20 protein-coding genes are annotated in these 20,495 nt (G+C 61.3%); 8 read left to right on the plus strand and 12 right to left on the minus strand.

Translation table 11 applies throughout. The features are described from left to right. From JOF47_RS19090 to JOF47_RS19100, 3 genes are all read right to left on the minus strand, one after another. The coding region (locus JOF47_RS19090) for a hypothetical protein (protein WP_210001913.1) at window positions 1-399 on the minus strand (399 nt) is incomplete at its 3' end. Window positions 400-1,127: 728 nt separating this feature from the next. Further along, on the minus strand, window positions 1,128-2,387 hold the full coding sequence (locus tag JOF47_RS19095; RefSeq protein ID WP_342592869.1) for a Y-family DNA polymerase: 1,260 nt from the start codon (window positions 2,385-2,387) through the stop codon (window positions 1,128-1,130). 59 nt (window positions 2,388-2,446) lie between these two features. After that, the gene (locus JOF47_RS19100; RefSeq protein WP_377738840.1) at window positions 2,447-2,878 is read right to left on the minus strand and encodes a LexA family protein; all 432 of its coding nucleotides are present in this window, start codon (window positions 2,876-2,878) and stop codon (window positions 2,447-2,449) included. A 418-nt stretch (window positions 2,879-3,296) separates the two neighbouring features. On the opposite strand from JOF47_RS19100, the gene JOF47_RS19105 reads away from it, so the two are divergent. Next, window positions 3,297-3,443: a hypothetical protein gene (locus JOF47_RS19105; protein ID WP_210001917.1), complete on the plus strand. Its 147-nt coding sequence runs from the start codon at window positions 3,297-3,299 to the stop codon at window positions 3,441-3,443. A 446-nt stretch (window positions 3,444-3,889) separates the two neighbouring features. Here JOF47_RS19105 and JOF47_RS19110 read toward each other — a convergent pair whose 3' ends face one another. From JOF47_RS19110 to JOF47_RS19150, 9 genes are all read right to left on the minus strand, one after another. Beyond that, window positions 3,890-4,192, minus strand: coding sequence for a hypothetical protein (locus JOF47_RS19110; RefSeq protein WP_210001919.1), 303 nt, complete (start codon window positions 4,190-4,192; stop codon window positions 3,890-3,892). Then, window positions 4,186-4,821 carry an AAA family ATPase gene (locus JOF47_RS19115; RefSeq protein ID WP_210001921.1) on the minus strand — a complete coding sequence of 212 codons (636 nt, stop codon included), beginning with the start codon at window positions 4,819-4,821 and terminating at the stop codon, window positions 4,186-4,188. The genes JOF47_RS19110 and JOF47_RS19115 overlap by 7 nt, the downstream gene beginning before the upstream one ends. Before the next feature lie 142 nt (window positions 4,822-4,963). Next, the gene (locus tag JOF47_RS19120; protein ID WP_210001923.1) at window positions 4,964-6,763 is read right to left on the minus strand and encodes a bifunctional DNA primase/polymerase; all 1,800 of its coding nucleotides are present in this window, start codon (window positions 6,761-6,763) and stop codon (window positions 4,964-4,966) included. Window positions 6,764-6,976: 213 nt separating this feature from the next. Beyond that, window positions 6,977-7,204 carry a hypothetical protein gene (locus JOF47_RS19125; RefSeq protein WP_210001925.1) on the minus strand — a complete coding sequence of 76 codons (228 nt, stop codon included), beginning with the start codon at window positions 7,202-7,204 and terminating at the stop codon, window positions 6,977-6,979. Window positions 7,205-7,279: 75 nt separating this feature from the next. After that, complete coding sequence (locus JOF47_RS19130; protein WP_210001927.1) at window positions 7,280-8,746, minus strand: AAA family ATPase; 1,467 nt, start codon at window positions 8,744-8,746, stop codon at window positions 7,280-7,282. A gap of 59 nt (window positions 8,747-8,805) precedes the next feature. After that, on the minus strand, window positions 8,806-9,348 hold the full coding sequence (locus JOF47_RS19135) for a hypothetical protein (protein ID WP_210001929.1): 543 nt from the start codon (window positions 9,346-9,348) through the stop codon (window positions 8,806-8,808). 17 nt (window positions 9,349-9,365) lie between these two features. Then, window positions 9,366-10,436, minus strand: coding sequence for a transglycosylase SLT domain-containing protein (locus tag JOF47_RS19140; protein WP_210001931.1), 1,071 nt, complete (start codon window positions 10,434-10,436; stop codon window positions 9,366-9,368). A 65-nt stretch (window positions 10,437-10,501) separates the two neighbouring features. Further along, window positions 10,502-11,962: a hypothetical protein gene (locus tag JOF47_RS19145; protein ID WP_210001932.1), complete on the minus strand. Its 1,461-nt coding sequence runs from the start codon at window positions 11,960-11,962 to the stop codon at window positions 10,502-10,504. After that, the gene (locus JOF47_RS19150; protein WP_210001933.1) at window positions 11,952-12,209 is read right to left on the minus strand and encodes a helix-turn-helix domain-containing protein; all 258 of its coding nucleotides are present in this window, start codon (window positions 12,207-12,209) and stop codon (window positions 11,952-11,954) included. Before JOF47_RS19150 ends, JOF47_RS19145 begins: the two co-directional genes overlap by 11 nt. Window positions 12,210-12,491: 282 nt before the next feature. On the opposite strand from JOF47_RS19150, the gene JOF47_RS19155 reads away from it, so the two are divergent. From JOF47_RS19155 to JOF47_RS19185, 7 genes are all read left to right on the plus strand, one after another. Beyond that, window positions 12,492-13,034 carry a DUF6668 family protein gene (locus tag JOF47_RS19155; RefSeq protein WP_210001935.1) on the plus strand — a complete coding sequence of 181 codons (543 nt, stop codon included), beginning with the start codon at window positions 12,492-12,494 and terminating at the stop codon, window positions 13,032-13,034. A 12-nt stretch (window positions 13,035-13,046) separates the two neighbouring features. Further along, window positions 13,047-13,328, plus strand: coding sequence for a hypothetical protein (locus JOF47_RS19160; protein ID WP_210001936.1), 282 nt, complete (start codon window positions 13,047-13,049; stop codon window positions 13,326-13,328). A 35-nt stretch (window positions 13,329-13,363) separates the two neighbouring features. Beyond that, window positions 13,364-14,065, plus strand: coding sequence for a DUF8175 domain-containg protein (locus JOF47_RS19165; protein WP_210001937.1), 702 nt, complete (start codon window positions 13,364-13,366; stop codon window positions 14,063-14,065). Window positions 14,066-14,167: 102 nt separating this feature from the next. Further along, window positions 14,168-15,577, plus strand: coding sequence for a hypothetical protein (locus tag JOF47_RS19170; RefSeq protein WP_210001939.1), 1,410 nt, complete (start codon window positions 14,168-14,170; stop codon window positions 15,575-15,577). Next, window positions 15,577-17,088, plus strand: coding sequence for an SCO6880 family protein (locus JOF47_RS19175; RefSeq protein ID WP_210001940.1), 1,512 nt, complete (start codon window positions 15,577-15,579; stop codon window positions 17,086-17,088). The genes JOF47_RS19170 and JOF47_RS19175 overlap by 1 nt, the downstream gene beginning before the upstream one ends. After that, window positions 17,088-18,692, plus strand: a complete 1,605-nt coding sequence (locus tag JOF47_RS19180; RefSeq protein WP_210001941.1) for a hypothetical protein — start codon at window positions 17,088-17,090, stop codon at window positions 18,690-18,692. Before JOF47_RS19175 ends, JOF47_RS19180 begins: the two co-directional genes overlap by 1 nt. Further along, complete coding sequence (locus JOF47_RS19185; RefSeq protein WP_210001943.1) at window positions 18,689-20,434, plus strand: type IV secretory system conjugative DNA transfer family protein; 1,746 nt, start codon at window positions 18,689-18,691, stop codon at window positions 20,432-20,434. Before JOF47_RS19180 ends, JOF47_RS19185 begins: the two co-directional genes overlap by 4 nt. Window positions 20,435-20,495: the final 61 nt, after the last annotated feature.

Genomic DNA, 20,495 nt, shown 5'->3' on the forward strand with positions numbered 1-20,495 from the left:
CTGCGGAACGCCGGCGTACTTCGCCGCAAGCAACGCCAGGTCGATGCGCAGGGGCCCATTGAGCATCGACGAGAGCCCCTGGCTGGTGACCGGGCCGTATTGCTGCAGGTGTTTGCGCAGTCCACGGTCGGGGTCGATACTGTCGACCCATTGTCGACTGGTGCCCCGGAAAAAGGTGGGTCCCAGCGAGGAATCCGTGACGGGGTCTCCCAGCTCAAGCGCCGCACATGCGCGCAGCAAATGTTCCCACCGGATGAAGGCGTCGACTTCCCGGGGCTCGGGGCGGGAAGGGGCCAGCGACTCGTATCCGGGGAACGTGCGGAGCTGTTCCAGGGGGTCCAGATGCAGGGCGCGGGAGACCCCAATGATCGTTTCCTCCTTGACGCGGTCATCTGCCATTTGTTGCAAGATGCGTATGCGGGAAAAACCGGCTCCCTTCGAGAGCACGCTGAGTCCGGTGCCGGGAGCGACCGTGTTGAACCACCGGTTGGCATCACTCGCAACAAAAACCACGGGCTCTCCTTTCAACGAACTCTCCATTGGGTCGGCTTCACCCCTAATCTTCCACGGTGTCTGAACTGTCCCGGCAATCCTGCCGCCGGTTGACGAGGGGCGGATGGCCCGAGCCTTTAGGTTGGATCGTCGGTAATGGCACTTATGGAATGCTTGCCCGAGTTCCGAGCGAGTCCCGTCAAGCCCGGACCCGCAAGCCGGCACATGGGGAACCATAGGGAAACGCCAACGAGGGTCCCTGCCTGGGGAAGCCGGGACCACGGCGGTAGGGTTCCTCCACGCGGTGCGGTCTAGGTGCTTTTCTTGGGCCGCGAAGCACAGAGGGAGGACGGAGAACTCACGGCGGGCCGCGACCTTGGCGGTGTGCTCAGTGACCGGGTGGAATCCCCCGGTCTTGATACCCGCGAATGTCGCGGCCATTTCTTGGATGGGGCGGCTTGGTTCGTGGCTGCTGGCCCTCGGGGTCTTGGCCACGAAGTGCAGGTAGCACTTGGGCGCGGTCTTGCGTTGGCAGAAGACGCGATCGGTGCGAGCAGAAGACACGGCATCGCCGCGTCATGGGGAGCCGCGAAACCATCGTCGGCACCCAAATGCACCACCCGAGGCACGGGTCGCTAGCCGGCCTTCACGACCAGCAACTCGTCCCAGTGCGTGGTGTAGCGCGGTGACATCATCTCCCGGCGCATCGTCCACTCAGGGCCGGCCTTCATCCCTGCCAGCCCCAGGCCCACGGCACTGGCGCCGTGGCGCTGTTTGATCTTCTGGATCAGGGGACCGATTTCCTTGGCCTCGTGCGGGTTCACGAAGGGCTCGAACGTTTCCTGGGTTCCGGTCGGGCGAATATCGGTCACCACGATTCCGGCGCGGGCGTACTTGATGCCGTTGATGATCTGGGGAAGCAGTTCCTTGGCGGCGCGGGTCAACAACAGGGGATCCGCTGTGGGGCCAGGCAGGGCAACGGTGACGGCCGGCTGGTGGTTGTCCTTGGTGTTGTAGTAGCTCGTCATCGCCCAGGCACTCAACACCTTGGCCTGGCGCTGATGCTTGTGCAGGCGCGCGGAGGCCTGTTGTGCATAGATCCCCAAGACCTGTTCCATGCCGTGGGTGTCGGTGATGGGGGTGGAGAAGGATCTGCTGAAAATCAGCTGGTCTTTGATTTCGTGTTCCTCCTCCATGGGGATGCACGGGATGCCGCGCAATTCCAGGATGGTGCGCATCATGACGATCGAAAAGCGCTTGCGCAGCATGACCGCGTCGGAGTCCCGGAGGTCTTTCATGGTCCAGATCCCCAAACCGTTGAGACGTTTAGTGAGGCGCGGGCCGATGCCCCAGATTTCAACGACGGGCAGCCGGCCGAGCAGTTGCTCACGGTCGGCCAGGGTGACGGCTTCCCACACGCAGACACCCTCGAGGTGGGCATTCTTCTTGGCCGCCTTGTTGGCCAGCTTGGCCAACGTCTTGGTCTTGGCAATGCCCACGCAGACCGGTAGCCCCAGGTGATCCATCACGTCTTGCTTCATGCGCCGGGCCAGCTGCTGCAACTCGGGCAGCGTGCCCCGGACACCGAGAAATGCCTCATCGATACTGTAGACCTCGACCCATGCCGAGTGCCGACCCAGCAGCTGCATCACGCGGGAACTCAGGTCGCCATAGAGTTCGTAGTTGCTGGATTTTGCGACCAGTCCCGCCCCGCGGAACGTAGCGTCTGTTTCCAGCTTGAACCAGGGCGCACCCATTTCCACGCCCAAGGCCTTCGCCTCGTCGGAGCGTGCGACGGCGCAGCCGTCGTTGTTGCTCAACACGATGACCGGCCGGCCGATGAGCGTTGGGTCAAACGCCCGTTCGCAGCTCACATAGAAGCTGTTGACGTCCACATGGGCAATGTATTCTTCCGGGTTCCCGCAAGATCCTGCATCAGATGCAATAGCACCATTTAAAGGCGATGCAGACATGTTTCGGCAACTCCCCACACCGTCAGGGAAGCCAACTCCCCCACGGCCAGATCTGGATAGTCCGGGCTTTCGGCCTGCAGAACAACACCTTGCGGAGTGAGGCGTAGGCGCTTGACGGTCATTTCTCCGTCTAGGATGGCCACCACCACGGAACCGTCAACGGGTTTGCGGGCGCGGTTCACGATGAGTTCATCGCCGTCCGCGATCCCGGCGCCCTGCATGGAATGCCCGGACACCCGAACGATGAAGGTGCTGGTGGTGTCGTGGATGAGGTGTTCGCTGAGGTTGATGGACCCAAGGAAGTAGTCCTGGGCCGGGCTAGGGTACCCGGCAGCCACGGACGTCTCAGCGACCGGCAGCATTATCTGGTCGCCGCCACCATCTATGGAACGTATGTTCTGAATAGTCATCATTGCACCCCAATTTTTAGAAATTTAGTTCTACATAAGGATACGTCCGCTGCCCACGATTTGCTCTGCCCTTGGATGGTGGAACTCATAGGAACCATCGACGCAGCGGACGGCCCGGGAAAGGGCATGAGGGAAACGGGCATTCAAGCCGGGCAAGACGATGATGCGCATGCCCGGCTCGTGAATGCCCCGGCCGAGGGGGGGACGGCTGGTGCCAGTGCGCCGCACCTAGGACCAAAAGGTGCGGCCCCCGGAGACAAGGCCGGGGGCCGCGGTGTGTCCCTACAGAAAAGGAACCCTGTCTGCCTTGCGGCAAGTATTCGGTAGTCGTCCACGGTATCGAAGTGTTTCGACCGCGACGAACTGGGTAACTACCTCTCCCCGCCTGGGCGCCAACCCGGGGAAGGCAACCATTGCGCTGATGATCAGCGCCTACAAGGCCACCTGCGACCGCCAGGACTGGCGCCACCCGCAAGCCGACATGGCCACCTGCCCGACGACCCTTGAAACCTGGAGATACCAAGTCAGCACGGTAGAACGCGTCATTGTTGATAACATCAACCAGTAGGACGGTTTGCCCCGGAAATTTGAACGGCTGGGGCAAATCTCCTTGCTCTGGGTTTGATCGGTCATCACCCCGTTCCGGGTTTGACCGGGCACCACCCCGGTCGCGATCAAGCCCGGTACCGGGACTCCCAACCCCGCAACAGTATTCTCAACTCGCGAATACACCAATGGCCACCTCGGTTCCCTTCCGAGGTGGCCATTCATCCTTAACGGCCCTCGCTGCGCTCGGACTGATCCTTCTTGTCCTCCGCGGAGGAAAACATCAGCTGGGCAGGAATTTCATTTCGCACCCCCAAGATGTTCAGTCAAACTGGTACCACACTGGTATGGTACTGGCACCACGCCAAACTCACTCCACTCCAGTGCGGTACCATTCTGGTACTACACTGGTACTACACCAGCACTACACCGGTACCATACTGAAATCGTACCGGTGTAGTGATGGTACTAAGCGTTCTCTGCAGTGCCTGAACCGTATCGTTCCTCCAGAATGGGCCAAACAATACGCTCCAGCAGTTTCTGCTGGCTTATTTCCTCTAGCTCCGCAGCCGCCCGAAGGAGGTTCATCTGGCTGGTGCTGGTCCGGAAATTCAGTCCGGTGGTCTTCTTTTCCTTGTTTCGAATCTTCCAGGCCGGCAAATCTGGCTGTGTTGCAACTGGAACGGGAACCGACTGCTGTTCTGCTCGGTTTGCGAATTCTTCAATTTGGCGGTCAGTCGCGGGCGTCTGCCGAGTGCGAGGCTTCACCATGTGAGGATCTCCTGGGTAAGTAGCTGAACTTCGGCTTTGGCTTTGGAATCTTTCATCTCCACTACTCCTTGCCCTTCATCAAGGCAGTTTTTGAAGACCTTGCGCTCATGGATCACGGTGCTTGCAAGAGTGATTTCCGGGTAGTCGGCCAGATATTCCTGCGATTCCCTGATGTCAGTCGAAAATACATTGGTCGCTGCGCGGTTCATGGCTGCAAGCGTTTTGAGTGCCGGGTTGAAGTCCAGCGCCTCGCTCAGGGTTTCTACAACACCCGCCGTTGAATCCAAGTCCGCCTGCGAAGGCTGGAAGGGCATGAGGAAGACGTCGGCAATTGTCATCGCCGTGCGCATCTCCTTACTGTCTTTACCTGGTGCATCGACAATTACGACGTCGTATTTGCCGCCCAGCTCTTCCAGTGATGTTCGAAGGTTCCCCTTCATCTGCACCGCCTGAATGTACCGGTGCCCGTTCTCTTCACGGTCGCGCGCCCAGTTTGTGACGGTGTGAACAGTGGGGTCGGCCTCCACGAGGATTACGTCTTTTCCTAGACGCTGCATTTCGACGGCGATATTCACGGCAAGCGTTGATTTTCCGACGCCACCCTTATGGTGGCCAACAAGTAGGATCATGGCACTACACTAACACCACACCGGTCTGAACTGGTACCACACTAGTTATATTTTGGTACTGAATTGGTACCACTCTAGTGTGGTTTCGAAGTCTTCATGACTCAAAATTGGGATTGGTGGTCCATTCACAAACACGCCTTGTTTACGCAGTTCTGCGCATCGTTAGGGAACCGAGCGTGGTTTGGTGGTCCTCGTAGTCCGGCCAGAACGGTATGTCTTCATCTGCATACTCATAGTCATCAGTTATGAGCGCTAGAGAACCAAAAGCATTCGTCCTGTTGTCGAGCCAGGCATGCCATTGGGCACGTTGCTGCCTATGCGCGGCGTATTGAGCGGCAATGGCTTCAAGCACTCCAAAATACTCGGCCAGTGTTCGGAGCTTGCTGGGTGATGCAACGGCCCATCCACTATCTGTACGACTAATGAGTTGCCAGGCATAGAGCATTTCGAGTGCGTCTTTGGTACTGGTGGGGGAGAGTCCAGTTTCACGAGCGATTCGGGGGGTGTTCAGATCGCCTTCGCTCTTTTCTACGGCTTCGTAGACGAGAGCAGCTACCTGTCCTAGTTCCCTAAAGACGGGTCGAAGAGCGTGCGTCTTCCCCTTTTTCCAGGTCATCGTCTCGGCAATGACTGCGTACTCGTCAGGGATTACAAGCTCGTAGGCATCCGCATGGCGCCCGCGGCCTTCGCCGGCCTGACGAATCAAAGGTGTAGAGCCACTAGCAAGCAAGCGCAGCTGCCTGGCCACTGTTGCTTGATGAGTGCCGGTAGCCAGGGCGTATGAACGAACACCGAATTCAAGAACGGGGGAGTCCTTCTTATGAGCTGCTTCAAGTAGAGCTCGAAGAAGGAACCGAAGAGAGATCCCTTCGCGGCTTCTCAGGTGGGTTCGCTCGTAGGCGTTGAGTGCTCGTTCCCATGAGCGGAGGTACTGGTGGGTGGTTAGATCTTTAACGCCTAGCCCCCCCTGTGTATTAATCCGGCTTGTGTCGTATTTGCGGCCGTTCTTCCCTGCCGGGGAAACGTTGGCTTTTTTGGCGCAGAAGGCTTCGGCTTTCAGCCAGTCGCGCTTGAGGGCCTTGGCGCGTTGTGATGGTGTGTACCTGGCATAGAACCCTGCGAGGCCGGCCCAGGTACCCTCGTGCATGCGCTTCTGCACATCGGTCAGGGACCACCCGGAACCGGCGGCCGATGCCAAGACCGCTTGGCGGGCTTCCGACGGCGAGTTGTATCGAGAGGTGTCGAACGTGCCGTGACGTCCCATCTGCTCAGCCTCGCTACGCAACATAGTGCGGTCCGAGATGGCGTTCTTGGCACCGGGCGGGGTAGTGGGTTCTGGGATTGCTTCACGGAGAACGGCCAGTTCTGGCGACAGCTCCGTTCGTAGGGCGACAAGGCCGGGACTCGGGTTGGGGAGCATCGCCACATCAACAGCAACAGACAGCGGCTGAGTCAACGTTTGGTAGCCGCCACGCTTCCACGGAGAACCTGGCACACGAATACACCCGCTATAAACAGACTGGTGCGGAGATGGATCCAGGCTTTGGAATCTCTTGGCCAACGCTTCAACGCATTCACGAGCAGTCGTGAAATCAACACGGTTCCGCCACGGGATATACACGTGGATGCCTCCGGATGGAGATGTGTCTTCAATCCATCGCAGCCCGCACTTGGTAAGCAGGCTCTTCAGCTCACTGACATCCGCGGCCACATCACCGCGGCCGGAGTCAAAGTCCAAGCAGAATGCTGAAACGCACCCATCCTTTCCGGTAACCATCACGGCCGCGGGGAAAGAAGGGAGCGCAGGACTGATGGGGCGGGTGTTCTTCGTGAAGTAGTTGCGACCGCCATCCTTGGAAAGTCGCATCATCGGCTGTCCGGCTATTGCGGAGGCCAATGCCTTCCACTCGGCTGCAGCGCGAGCCTTTTCAAGGTCCTCCATCCCCTGGATGCGGGCATCGTGAGACAAGACACGCGTGGGAGTGGAGGGTACAGGTGTTGGTTCAAAAACAATTGTGTGTAGACTGTCATGCATAAGCAGCGTCCTTGTAAAAGGGTGTAGCTATTGGAGCTAGTCACTTCAATCCGGCCAAGAATGTTCAGTGACTAGCTTGGAAACTTGATCGAAGGCCCGCCTTGTGCGGGCCTTCTTCATTTAAGAGGCGTGCTTAATCGGCAACTCCGTTTGATTGTCGATAGCGTCAATGTCGATGGAGCCCAACTGTTCGAGGACTATGTCCGCGATGAAGTCACTGGCAGAAATTCCCTGGGCCTTGGCAACGGCAAAAATTTTCTCAGCCTGCGAGGTGGGAATACGGGTCGTGAATACATGCCGGTCGCCTTTGGAAGGACGCCCGACTCTGCTGCGCGTTAGATTACCCATAGAAGCAATTTACATTTCAGAAATAGCTGCACCAAGGGCTCCCTTCGGTGTGTCGCGATATATTTCCCCAAGTCATCAGACACGTCGGTTGCTTATGCCGTTCGCGACTGCCGCCGCAGAAGCAAGCCACGCGCGTTGCGTTGCAGGGCGTAGCGCTTCGTAGGAAATCTGCCCGTCAACAAGCGCGGGATCATGGGGGATTTGAACAGCCTGCCGCACCAGAGCTTCATAGCCCTTGGCTACATGTTCCAAATCGGCGCGAGTGGCCTTGGGGTCAGCTTGCGAAATGACTGCCACTGCTTCACGGGCGAGCCTCGCTGAGTGTTCGTTGCGCTCTGCCAGCGCTTCCAGGAGCAGCGCACCGGCTTCCGCGTGGTCGTTGCGGGTTGTGGTGGCCACGACGATTTGATCGGCAAGGTCGATCATGCGCAACCACATTGGGTCTGATTCGTCGTTGCCGCTGTCAATGAAAATCAGCCGGTAGTATTTTGCGGCTACGGCGTGGATGGCGTCCACGTCGGCCGGCTCCACGCGTTGCTCGTGTGCCAGCGCCATCGGCTTGGAGCGCAGCACATCGAATTTGTCCCGGGTTTGGTGGTGCACGAAGTGCGCCAGATCTGCGGACTGCGCCCCGGTACCCAATAGCTTTTCTGACTGGGGGAGTAAGTCGAGCAAGGTTGCCTCGTGCGGGCCTTGCTCGGTGCGCCAACCTAGGGTTCCCCGTGTTTGGTTGTTGTCCCAGGAGAGCACTCCTGCGCCTCCGTAGCGGGCGAATATGGCGCTCAGAAGCACTGTGGTTGGGGTTTTTCCTGCGCCTCCTTTGCCGTTCACGATGGCGATGGTGCGTGGGCCTGGCCAATGCTGGCTGACGGCCTGCACATCGCCCCGTTCGGCCCGCTCATCCTCGCTGGGAGCCATGCGCATTCCCATGCGGGTGAGGCTTCCGCGCCATCCCTTGGAGGCTGGTTCTTCGACCTGTTCCTTGGTCAGGAAGCTTTGGCGGGCCTCGCGGCGCGTGCCGGGGCCGGCCGGTTGCTGCTCTTGCCCGGTGCTGTTGGTGCTCGGGGTGGGCGCTTTCTGGGTGAAGGGGTTTGCCGCTTTCTCTCCGGTGGCGGGCGCCTGTGGTGCGGTTGCTTCGGGCGCGGAAATCTGGGGGGCTGTATCGGCATTGGGCACCGGCTTGCGGCTGGTAACCGGCTGTTCCATGTCCGTGGCGGGGGAGGGGTCCGCGGGGGTGCTCTGTCGCTTGCGGATCGGTGCAGCGATGGGTTCCTCATGGACCACTCGAGAAACATTTCCTGTGTCAGCGTCCACGCTGCCGTCCGGGTGGACTTTGACCGGCCAGGTGCCTTGCTCATCGGTCATGAGGGCCCGCACGGGCGCGCCCTGGCTGGCCGCGTGGCCGATCACGAGGGCCAGGGTCTTGGCTCGTGCCTCCTCTTCATTGGCAGCCTCGAACTCGTGGGTTCGATCCTCAATGGTGACCGTGGCCGTTCCGTCCGCGTTGACGATGGCTTCAATGATGTTTCCGGTGGTGCTCATGGTGTTCTCACTTTCTGCGAAGGAGTGAAATCTCGATGGATGGGGCTTCTCGGGGGGGGTTACTGGCCTGAGGCGGTGTAGTCCCTGATTTGGTAGGGGGCTTTGTCGGTGAAGGTGAAGAAGAACGTTGTTTTTCCTTCCCCTGCCCAGGTCTCTCCATCCGCGGTGGCCCATTGCCAGGTCGCAGTGACGGCGATGCTGTTTTGCTCGTGGTGCGCTGTTTCGATTTTGACGTTGGGGTGGCTGGTCGCTTTCTTGGCGGCTGCGTTCAACCATTCCTCGCCGGTTGCCGGTCGCTCGGGTGCGATGACTTCTTTCGCGCGTTCTGCGGTCATGAGTTTGCGGGCACGCATTTGCGCATCGGTGCGGTTGAAGTCCTTGGCCGGGTTCCACGTCGTCATGATCTTGGCCGCCTCAAGGGCAAGGGCAACCTTTGCCGGATCTTCACTGGCGTGGCCTTCCCCGTGCACCCCAGAACTCGGGCTAGGCGATGCCGTCGCTGTTGGTGCTGGCGTGCTGGCCGGCGCCGGTCCAGGCTCGTTGTCAGGCGAGTTGCATGCGGCCAGGCTCAGCGTGATCCCAACGAGTGCCGAGGTGATCATGAGTTGTTTTCGTTTCATCAGATATTCACCTTTTGCTGTCGAAGGATCGGTAGCGGGTCGATGGTTTTGCCGTTGTTGACAGCTGGGCGATCAAACACGGAGGTCTTGGGGTCGTTGATTTGGAAGTGCACATGAATGCCGCTGGAATTGCCGGTGGCACCGGGCTTTCCCAAGGGGGTCCCCTTCTTCACAACGTCGCCTGTTTTGACGAGTAGCGAATGATCCATGGCCTCGTGGAACTCAAAGACCAGGTGAGGTGCTTCGGTCATCTGGGCGAAGATGTAGTTGCCATAGAATCCGTAAAGCTTGTCCGGGGAGCCGACACTGACGTAGGTGATTTTCATGTCGGTGGGGGCGTAGAAGAACGGCTCCGAACCGGCGAGGTCGATGCCCTCGTGGTACATCAAATACGGTTGTCCCGCGCAGCTGGACAAGGGGCAAGGCCGTGAACCGAAACCGGAGGTCAGGCGCGAGGCGGGAAGCGGATGCGCCCATTCACCGGCTTGCAGGTCCCCGAAGTCGAAACCGCCCGGGGCTTCACAGGTGGAAGAAAACTCAAGTTGAGCGTTCTTCATGATCTTTTCTACGTATTCCTCGGTTTCAGCGAACGGTGGGATGCCGCCGTATTTCTGGACGTTGCCGGGGCCGGTGTTGTAGGCAGCAAGGGTGAGCTTGAGCTTTTCGTTCTCGTTGGTGGCCAGGTCGGCCACGAAATCGGACAGGTGCTTCATGTAGCGGCCCTGGGCATCGATGCCCGCAAAGGGATCCAGAACATCTTTTCCGTTGCCCCAGGTGGCCCAGGTGCCGGGCATGAACTGTGCGATTCCCGCAGCCCCTACAGGTGATTGTGCCTTGGGGTTCCAATTGGATTCTTGCTGGATCTGCGCTGCGATGATTCCCACGGGTAGCCCTGCAGTTTTGGAGGCCGCTTCCACGGCGTCTCGGTATTGTTCCGGGATGCTCGCTTGTGGTTTGTCGGAGTCGTCGACCGGTTCGCCCTGGATCACGCATGGGCCGTTCGGGTCTACCGGGGGTTCGTCATGTGCGCCCAGAAAGATGATCACTGGAGTGAGCACGAGCAGCAGCAAGGCCAGCAGCCCACCAATGATGAGTTTTGCCGAGCTTCCGCTTTCTTCCATGGTGCTTCCCCCCTTTACTGTGTGCGGTTGGAGCGGTAAACGACGGTGTTTTCTAGCTGCGTTGCCACTAGGTAGATGGCATCGTTGGTGACGAGTTCGGGGGCCGGATCTTCTGTGCGGTAGTTGTCCCACTTCTGCATTTCGGCGTCGGGATAGGTCAGGTCCAGCGTGACGGGGCCGTTGTTGGTGTTTGCGTAGACGGTCGTTCCGTGAATGCTGGTGATCGATGCCGACTTCAAATCGGTCAGTGCCGCAACGCTTCCGTAGCTCACACCGATGGAGCCGATGGCCGCCGTGCGGGCGTTCCTGTCTACGAAAAGGTCATCTGAAACGCTCGGGATTGCGCGTGGATTGGCAGAGACAAGCAGCTGGCCGGTGGTGGTGTCGAGCACGCCCACCAGGTCCGTTCCCTCATCCCAGGCAAGCAGCAGGTGCGTCTCATCGAGAGTCCATACGCGGCTTGGATACCTGGTGGTTCCCGCAGGTGCTGCAAAGCTTTTCTCGGCGGTGATTGTCCCGTGGTTATCGAGCGTGTAAATCGTGTTTGCGCTCAGGGTGGTGATGCTGCCGTCGGCGGTGGTGTTCAGGACGGTGGATCCGGGGGGAATCATCACGTTGTGGAGTTTCCCGGCCGCATCGGGTAGGCGAATGTACCAGTCGCCAAGGTCGATGTATGGCAGCGCCACGTCGGTTCGCGCGCTCTGCCCTGGTTCCATGGCGATCGCGGTGGGGGAGACGCTGTAGGTGTCATGGGGCATTGCGGTTGGCCAGAGGCGTAGCTCTTGGCCAACGACGGCGGCATACACGCTTTGTCCTGCCCAGGATGTTGCGTGGATGCCGTGCAGGTTTTCGGGGGAACCGGCGCCCCGCCACAGTGGTTGCCCGGTCTCGGGGTTCCGTGCGGTGACCGATCCATCGGGGTCCGCGGTCAACAGTCTCTCTGGACCGATCATGTTCACGGTGCTGCCTGCGGCCACCGGGTGGCTCCAGGCCGCCGTGGGCGAGTGCTGTGGCGGCGGTGCCGCGGGAAGGGTTGCGCCGACTCCTTGGGAAACGTAGGCCGGTGCTTGTGCTGCTGGTTGGTTGGCGACCACCACCGCGGCGGTGACACCCCCCAGAGTGAGCACTGCAAGAGTGCCCAACCCGGCGAACATCAGGCGCTTGGTGCGCCTTGTTTTGCGTTCCTTGCGGGCTTGCTCCGCTTCATGCTGTTCGGAGAGGTCCACGACCTCACCCGTGGCGGAAACGATCATGTCCCAGGAATTGTCCGTTGATGCGTCAATGGCACGGACACGCACGACACCCAGGTGGTGCCGGTGGAGCTTGGCGACAATCGCCGCGATGCCTGCTGCGACGAAATCATCGTCGTCGGCCAGGGGTACCGCGGCTCCGTCGAGGGTCACGGCTTCGTGGTCCGCGCTGATTTGCAGCGTGTATACGGGGAAGGCCGGGACCTTCTCGGGATCAGTCGTCATTTACCTCACCGCTGGCCGGCGGAGTGCCGGTATCGCTTATCTCGTCGCTGGTGAGCAGGAATGTCCGCAGGTCGGTTTTCCGGAAGCGACGCACGCGGGGGCCCACGGAGATCGACTTCAGTCCGAAGTCCTTGCTCCACTTCAGGATCGTCCCCGTCTTGACGCGCATCAGCTCGGCAATTTCTTCGGTCGTGGCAAGCTCTGGTAGCGCCTCGAGGAGGCCGTCCACTGCTTCGGGATCATTCATCTGCACTTCTCCAATGTGAGTGATAGGAGCTAGCCACGTCAACGGCTTTTAAGGCGTTTCGGACGATTGTGTACTTTTGTACAGTCTTTAACGTTTTGCCTGTTTTAGCTGTTTTAACCGTTGATCTTGTTTTGCTCGTGTGTTTATGCTGAGGATTGAATAACGATTACAGCTGCCAATAACGCTTAGGAGAACCTAGCTGTGTCTGGCGTGTCTAACCCTTTTGTCCAAGCCAAACAGACATTATCCCCTGAAACTAGCCCCGACATTCGGGATGACCTGATGGGATCCACATTATTTGTTGGTGGACCCACCCAGCCGGGCCTGTCGCTCCACCTTGAGGCGCCCCTCGAGGCGTGGGAAACCCGGAACGTCGGCCCTCTCGAGGGCGTCGCTGTCATGGGTCTGCATGGCGGGGCGGGGGCAAGCACCCTTGCCACACTGCTTGGTGGTTCAGCCTCGGATATTGGCCGGGCCTGGCCCATCTCCATGAATACCTGGACCGGCAACGCGTGGCCGACCCCCGTGATCGCCGTGGCACGCAACGACCACTCAGGTATCGAGGCCACGGACCGCTTCATCCGCTCCTGGGCGAGCGGCAAACTCACCGGTTCGCTGCTCTCCGCCCTGGTCATCATCGATGCCAGCCCCAAGCTCTCCGACGGCCGCAAACGAGCCACCAAGCGCCTGCTGCGCATGGTGCCACGCGGCACCCACATTCCATGGATCGACGCGTGGCTTGACGCCCCACCCGATCCCGCACGGATTCCCGGGCGGATCAAGAAGATCATCCGCGTGCTCAACACACCGTCACCCACCACATAGAGAGGAAAGCAGATGTTCTTCGAACTGCTCACTACCACCGCTCACATCGCCTCGGTCATCCCCAACCCAACCCCCGAACAGCCGCCGGGCACCGAGGGGTTCACCACCATCCTCAACTGGATCGCGTGGGCCGTGATCATGCTGGGCGTCGCAGGTTTCCTCGCCTCGGCTGGTTTTCTTGCTTTTGCCGCTTTCACCGGACGTGAGATCCAGGGCTTTAAGGGCCTGGTGATCTGTTTGGTTGTCTGCGTCCTGGCGGTTGCGGCAGGATCCATCATCAACGTCTTCGTCTAGAGACAGCCGCCAAACATTAGGAAGGAAGTGTCCCCATGGCCGAGGAACAAGACCCCTTAGGCAAAAGCTGGAAACGCTGGGGCGGCATCCTGGCCCTCATCCTGGCCGTCGTGGTGCTCGGGATCGTGCTGATCCCCAAGCCGACACCCACCCTGGAGAACACCCCCATGGTGCAGGCCACGGATCCGGCCCAAGCGGCGCCTTCAACTTCAGCAGGCTCGTCAGCCCCCAGTACGGGAGACTGCCCCGCACTGAGCACGGACGCATCCTTCCCCAACGATCCACCGGCCACCGAATGGAAGCGACACCCCGCCGGCATGCTGCTCCCGGTCTCCAAGGAACACGGCGCCGCGAAACAGGACGGCGATTTCTGGCGCTGCTTCAGCCACACCCCAACCGGTGCAGTCTTTGCAGGGGCTACGTTGAGTTTTGAATTTTCATCAGCAGGCGTTCTGGAGGCAGCAGCCGAATCTCCTCAGCGAGAAGCAATTTTCAACGCTCAAAAGAACGCTTCGGGGTCAGGTGAGTATCCCGCGATCACTGGATACCGGGTGATGAACAGCAGCAAGGAAAAAGCCTCTGTTGAGTATCTTGCTCCATATGGGGAACAGAGCTTTGCACTACGCATCAATGTTCTCTGGGACAAAAAATCCTCTGACTGGCGACTGGATCTAAGCTCGGGCGAACCAACGACTGACGTTGTCACTGATACAAGTGCCTTCACCCGTTGGAAGTAGGGAACCATCATGGCGACTACAGGCGGATGCCAGTGGTGGGATGTAGTTTGCAAGGGTAAAGAGGGAATCCAAGAATTTGCCGACGATACAATAACCAACTTCGTGAAGTCGATCTACGAAGGTGCTGTCGCTTTCGTCGCCCAGGTCTCAACCTTCTGGCTCGATACACCCAGCCCCGATGTTGCCAACGCCGCGGTGGCCAGCCTCCGCGCCGACATGTCCTGGTACGTGGCGGGCTTCGCCATCCTGGGGTTCTTCGTGGGCCTGATCAGGTTGGTCACCTCTCAAGACGTCAAGAACAGCCTGATCGGGATCGCGACCCCCATCGTCAACCTCATTCTGGCCACGGCCGTCTATGCGACAGGCATCGGCCTGCTGCTCACTGCCTCTGACCAGTTCGCGCGGTGGATCGTCCAACGGTCCACCGGAGGCGAGATCGATTTCGCCCAGCTGCTGACAACGTCCTCGGCCCTGTTGGCCAGCCCCGGCACGGCATTTCTGATGTTCATCGTGCTCTTCATCGGGGCACTGATCAACCTGCTGTTCATGTACTTCCGGGACGTGATGTTCCTGATTCTCTCGGCCTTCATCGTGGTCCTGGCAGCCTCCAGCGGTTCCGAGTCCGGGCGGCAGGCATGGCGCAAGGCCAATGGCTGGCTGATCGCTTTGCTGCTCTTCAAGCCCGTTGCCGCGGGCGTCTATTCGTTGGGGTTCCGCATGCTCGTCAACGGGGCAAGCAGCACCGAAGGCAAAGAAACAAGTATCACCGACGCGATCCATGCTTCGCTGATGGCAATCCTCATTCTGGTGCTGGCGGCGTTGGCGCTTCCGGCACTCGTCAAGTTCGTGGTTCCTGCCGCCGGGGTCGGTGCCGGGGCATTCTCCGGCGGTGCCGCGCTGGGCGCCGGCGTCACGCTCGCGGCCGGCGCGGCGGTGATTGCCAGTGGCGGCGCCGCTGCGCCGGCCGTTGCAGGTGGGGCTGGCGCGGCCGCTGGAGGAGCAAGTGCTGTTGCCGGCGGTGGGGCTGGAGCCGCCACTGCAGCAGGCGGTACTGCCAGTGGGGCTGCTGGTGGAAGTGGTGGCGGAGGCGGGGGCGGGGGCGCTGGCCCGCAATCTTCCGGTGGGTCCGGTGGTTCGTCGGTGGGTGAATCGATCAGCGGAACCGACGCCAAGGGAACCTCCGGCGCGGCGGGTTCCGAGAGCTCAGCTGGCGGCCCCGGGAGTGGCACTGGCGAAGCGGCTGGTGCCGGAGCCGGTGGTTCCGGTGGTTCGGCCGGCGGCAACGCTGGCTCGTCCTCGCCACGCGATTCGGGTTCCCAGGCATCATCCGGTGCTTCCACGCCGGGCAATGCGGCCTCGGGCCACACCCCCGGCGATGGCTCTGGATCTGGCTCCGGGGCTAAGACCGGTACCACCAATCTGGGTGCTGCCGTGCAGCAGATGAACGGCTCCAGCCCCGTTCCCCGGGGAAGCACGCTGGACGAAGCGATCAATGAAGAAGGCGGGCAGTAATGGCACAGCAAGAGATCCGCATCGAACCCAACACCTTCGGAAACCTCACGGTTCCCCGGCGCACCGGCCTGCTGGGCCTGTCGATGGGCCACAGCCTCGCACTGGTGCCCATCATTCTCATCGTGATCATGCTCGCCGTGCGCGGATGGATCATGGCCTCGCTGATCGTGGCGGGCGCCACCATCCTCGGTGCCGCGCTCCTGCTGGTCACCAGAAAAAACGGCCGGTCAATCTACGGGAGACTCATGTTGCGCTTCGCCCACCGTCAACGGGTCAAGGCCAACAAGCACCTGTACCTGGCCGGGCCGGCCGGGTTCACCCCCGACGGGCAGACCCGGCTTCCGGGGCTGATGGCCAAGTCGCAGCTGAGCGAGTTCGCGGACTCCTACGGCCAGCCCTTCGGCCTCATCCGCCTGTCCTCACGCGGCCACCACAACTACTCCGTGGTGCTGGAGTGCTACCCCAACGGCGACAGCCTCGTCGATCAGGCGGACGTTGATTCCCAGGTGGCCCACTGGGCCGCATGGCTGACCCAGCGCGGCCTGGACGAGGGAATCCGCGGCGCCTCGGTCACCATCGAGTCTTCCCAAGATTCGGGGCTTCACCTCAAAAAATTGTTGGCCGACAGCTTCACCGAAGATGCCCCCGATTTCGCCAAGCAGGTCATGGCCCGCATCGCCGAAACGGACAATTCCGATGCACCCCAGCTCGTGGCCCGCATCTCCGTCACCTTCGATGGCCGCCGCATCGACGGCAAGGCCGGGGACAGGGGCATGGAGGAAATGGCCGAGGAGATTGGGAACAAGCTTCCCGGCATCGTCTCCGGGCTGGCAAACACCGGGGCCGGGTCGGTGCGTCCCTGCACCGCCCAGGAAATCATCGACTTCACCCGCATCGCCTACGACCCCACCACGGCCACCGCCGTGGAAGAGAAGCAGGCGGAAGAGGGCACGGGGCTTCGGTGGGAGGATGCCGGGCCGTCCTTCGCGCTGGATGCCTTCGATTTCTACCGGCACGACCGGGCCGTGTCCAAGAGCTGGACGATGTATGAGGGCCCACGGGGTGCTTTCACCTCCAATGCCCTGGCCCGTGTGACAGCCCCCAGCGAGGGAGCACTGCGCAAGCGCGTGACCCTGCTGTATCGCCCGATCCCGGCGGATCAAACCACCACCGTGGTGGAGAACGAGCAAAAAGACGCGATGTTCTCCGGCTCCCAGCAGCGCGTCTCGGTTCGTGCCCGGCAGCGGTTGGCCGCGGCACAGAAAACCGCGCAGGAGGAGGCGCTGGGCTCCGGGCTGACCCGGTTCGGCATGATCGTGACCATCAGCGTGCGCGATCCCGAGGAACTGCGCCGGTTCGACCGCACGGTTCCAGGCATGGTCAGCCACGCCAAGCTGAGGGTCCGGGAAGCGATCGGCAACCAGGCCGTGACGTTCCAGGCGGGCCTGCCGCTGGGCATGGTGCTGCCGGACCACATGATGATCCCCGACGAAATCAGGACGTGGTTCTAATGACACTGGTTGAACAAAAGAAACGGGCCGAGAAGGAGAAACAGGAACCTGCGCTCACGCTCACCAAGCGCGACGTGACCCGCCTGGAAAAAGCGGCACGCAGGGCAGCACCCAGGAAAGCGCGGGAGCCAGGGTTCCTCCGGCGCCTGCTGGACGAAGGTGCGCAGAACCGTCTCACCCCCGGCGACACCGGCTGGAACCGTCCCGGCGGCGGGCCGGCCGGCTATGCCGAATCCCCCTTCGAGGTGCAGGGGTCTTCGGTCCAGGTATGCGGATTCTGGCCCTTCATCACCGGCGCCGGGCTTCCCCTGATTGGTGCCCCGTTGGGCCGCCACCTGCTGCGCAACACCCTGGTCACCGGGGATCCCATCGCCTGGTTCACCGCAGGGATCGTTTCCAACCCCTCCGCCTTCGTCCTGGGCCAACCCGGCTTGGGCAAGACCTCGCTGGTGCACCGCATAATCGCCGCCTGCACGGCACGCGGCGTGGTGCCCATGGTCCTTGCCGATTCGCGCCCCGACTATGTGCCGCACATTCTGGCCCTGGGCGGGCAGGTCATCACCTTCTCCCCGGGACAGGGACACCTCAACCCCTTGGACCTTGGCCCCCTGGTGGCCAGCCTGAGCCTGATCGAGGATGCGAAGGCACGTGGGATCGCCCTGTCGGAGATGACCAGCCGCCGCCGCTCGCTGATGGAAGGCATCGCCTCGATGATGCTGGGCCGCCCGCTGCGCCCGCACGAAAGCACCTGCCTGGCCGTGGCCATCACCGCGCTCGACCCGGATTTGCAGCATGCCCCGGTGCTCGGCGAATTGATCGACTACATCCGCTCGCGCCCCGAAATCCTGCGCACCAACGTGCTGGCCTACGACGATGACCACGAATACGACCATCGGCTCCAGGACCTGCTCGATGCCCTGATCAATCTGGGCCCCTCCGGCGCCTACGGCGACCTGTTCTCCCAGCCTTCGGATGCGCACATCACGCCGGGGGTGCCGGTGGTGTTCGACATTTCCGGGGTGAATGAGAATGACAGCGTGTTGGTTGCCGCCGTCCAGTCGTTGTGCTGGAACCTGGGCTCGGCCACGGTATCGGCTGAACAGCACCTGGCCAGCGCGGGGAAGCGCCGGCGCAAAACCTACCTGTTGGTCATGGATGAGCTGTGGCGGATCCTGCGCGCCTCCGATGACATGGTGCACTTCATCGACACGATCACCCGTCTGAACCGTGGGCGAGGCATCGGGCAGGTCATGATCACCCACACCATGAACGACCTGAAACTGTCCAAGGACCACCTCACCTCCACCGCGTGGGGATTCGTGGAACGCTCCGCCATGGTGTTCCTCGGCGGCCTGGCCCCCTCGGAGATGGGAAACCTCGAGGAGGTCTTCGCCCTCTCGGGCAAGGAAAAGCAGCTCATGACCGACTGGACGGGCGAGGCCGTGGTCGATCCGAAGACGAACCGGGCGGCCCTGCGGCCCGGGGCCGGCCGCTTCATCCTCAAGGTTGGCAAGACACCGGGCACCCCGTTCATGACGCACCTGACCGACCTGGAGCTGCAGGTCAGCGACACGAACCGCGCCTGGGAAATGGTGCGCTCATGATCGGCGCAGATCCCCGCTCCGGGCGCAAGAACCAACCCGCCACCAACGACATCGGGTGGATGCTCGCCGGAGGCATCCTGTCTCTGGCGCTGGTGGGCGCATTGTTGTGGGGTTTCGGGGCGATCCTGGATCCTGCGGTGGAACCGGCCACCAGCAACCCCGTCTCCATCCTCGTGGACCAGGCCCGCGGGTACCTGCCCGTGGGCGGTATCCAGGTGCTGGTCTTCGTCCTTGGCATGTCGCTGCTGGTGGCAATCGCGGTGATGCTGGTTGTGGTTTACCGGCGCAACACCACGAACCGCTCGCGCATCGACCATCTGGCCCGCGACATGTCCCACGCAAGAGACTTCGATCCGCTCGGCCGCGAGGCCGCCGAAATCGATGCCAAGCGTCTGGGCGCTCTCCAAACAGGGCCGGGTGTTCCCCTGGCCAAGCTGGTGAACAAAGGTAAGCCGCTGTATGCCTCGTGGGAATGGGTGCAAATCTGGTTGATGGGACCACGCGCGGGTAAGACCTCGTGCGTGTGCGTGCCCCAGATCCTCGAAACCCAAGGCCCTGTCTTGGCCACCTCGAACAAGCGAGACATCGTGGACATGACCCGCGGCCCGCGCGCACGCGTGGGCACGGTCTGGGTCCACGACGTCCAGGGCATCATCGGTGAAGAACCATCCTGGTGGTGGAATCCCTTGAGCTTCGTCAAGGAAATGGAAACCGCCGAGAAGCTGGCCGACGTGTTCGTGTCCTCTGCCACCGATGCCGGGGCGAAGCAAGATGCCTACTTCGAATCAGACGGCAAACGCCTGCTCTCGCATATGCTTTTTGCCGCTGCCGTGGGGCGCCGGCCGATCACCGATGTTTTCTACTGGGCACAGGTGCCCAACGACAAAACCCCGCGCGACCTTCTCTACAACAACGGATACGTAACCCTGGCCACGGCACTGGAACAGATCCAGAACCTGACCGAAAAGCAGCGCGACGGCGTGTATGGCACGATGCGGCCGTGGGTCAACGTGCTCTCCTATGACCGGGTGATCCCGTGGATTCGCGACACCGGCGTGACGGGACGGCCGCAGCTCGACCACAAGCGGTTCGCAACCTCAACCGATACATTGTTCCTGGTATCCAAGGAGGGCGGTGGCTCGGCTCGCGCCATCACCGCGGCACTGGCGATGGCCGTGATGACGGAAGCGGAAAAGACGGCTGCGCGGCAGCCAGGCGGCCGGCTCAAGACCCCCTTGATGGCGGTGCTCGATGAGGCTGCCAACGTGGTTCGCTGGCGCGAGCTGCCCGATGTGTACTCCCACTACGGATCCCGCGGCATCATCGTATCCACGTTCTTCCAGTCCTACAACCAGGGCGTCGAGGCCTACGGTGAAAAGGGCATGGCCAAGCTCTGGGGCGCCGCAAACATCCGGGTGGCCGGCTCGGGCCTGTCAGACGACAAGTTCCTCCCGTTCCTCTCCCAACTCATTGGCGAACGCGACGTACTCAAACGCTCGTCGAGCAGCGGGAAGCACGGCAGGTCTGTGTCCACCAACCTGCAGCGCGAACGCATCATGGACGTGGCAGACCTTGCGGCACTGCCGCGCGGCCGGGCCATCCTGACCAGCTCGGGCATGCCCGCCGGCCTCATCGAGCTGGAGCACTTCTCTCAAAAGCCCTATGCCCAGGACGTGCTGCAGTCCCAGAACTACTACGAAGGCGTCGCGGCCAGGGACGGTGCCGGCCCAAAAACCCTCTAACCCGGGGACCAGCGAAGGGTGAAGTGGAAGCATGCTTCGATCGCGATTCAAAACCGTCTCC

This window comes from Paeniglutamicibacter kerguelensis, assembly GCF_017876535.1.
Lineage (GTDB): Bacteria > Actinomycetota > Actinomycetes > Actinomycetales > Micrococcaceae > Paeniglutamicibacter > Paeniglutamicibacter kerguelensis.

Coding starts and splice junctions, on each gene's coding strand:
- JOF47_RS19165 (WP_210001937.1), top strand. CDS start 13,364: ATGGCCGAGGAACAAGACCCCTTAGGCAAAAGCTGGAAACGCTGGGGC.
- JOF47_RS19145 (WP_210001932.1), bottom strand. CDS start 11,962: ATGACGACTGATCCCGAGAAGGTCCCGGCCTTCCCCGTATACACGCTG.
- JOF47_RS19175 (WP_210001940.1), top strand. CDS start 15,577: ATGGCACAGCAAGAGATCCGCATCGAACCCAACACCTTCGGAAACCTC.
- JOF47_RS19185 (WP_210001943.1), top strand. CDS start 18,689: ATGATCGGCGCAGATCCCCGCTCCGGGCGCAAGAACCAACCCGCCACC.
- JOF47_RS19115 (WP_210001921.1), bottom strand. CDS start 4,821: ATGATCCTACTTGTTGGCCACCATAAGGGTGGCGTCGGAAAATCAACG.
- JOF47_RS19120 (WP_210001923.1), bottom strand. CDS start 6,763: ATGGAGGACCTTGAAAAGGCTCGCGCTGCAGCCGAGTGGAAGGCATTG.
- JOF47_RS19100 (WP_377738840.1), bottom strand. CDS start 2,878: ATGATGACTATTCAGAACATACGTTCCATAGATGGTGGCGGCGACCAG.
- JOF47_RS19110 (WP_210001919.1), bottom strand. CDS start 4,192: ATGGTGAAGCCTCGCACTCGGCAGACGCCCGCGACTGACCGCCAAATT.
- JOF47_RS19150 (WP_210001933.1), bottom strand. CDS start 12,209: ATGAATGATCCCGAAGCAGTGGACGGCCTCCTCGAGGCGCTACCAGAG.
- JOF47_RS19130 (WP_210001927.1), bottom strand. CDS start 8,746: ATGAGCACCACCGGAAACATCATTGAAGCCATCGTCAACGCGGACGGA.
- JOF47_RS19180 (WP_210001941.1), top strand. CDS start 17,088: ATGACACTGGTTGAACAAAAGAAACGGGCCGAGAAGGAGAAACAGGAA.
- JOF47_RS19135 (WP_210001929.1), bottom strand. CDS start 9,348: ATGATCACCTCGGCACTCGTTGGGATCACGCTGAGCCTGGCCGCATGC.
- JOF47_RS19125 (WP_210001925.1), bottom strand. CDS start 7,204: ATGGGTAATCTAACGCGCAGCAGAGTCGGGCGTCCTTCCAAAGGCGAC.
- JOF47_RS19155 (WP_210001935.1), top strand. CDS start 12,492: ATGGGATCCACATTATTTGTTGGTGGACCCACCCAGCCGGGCCTGTCG.
- JOF47_RS19105 (WP_210001917.1), top strand. CDS start 3,297: ATGATCAGCGCCTACAAGGCCACCTGCGACCGCCAGGACTGGCGCCAC.
- JOF47_RS19160 (WP_210001936.1), top strand. CDS start 13,047: ATGTTCTTCGAACTGCTCACTACCACCGCTCACATCGCCTCGGTCATC.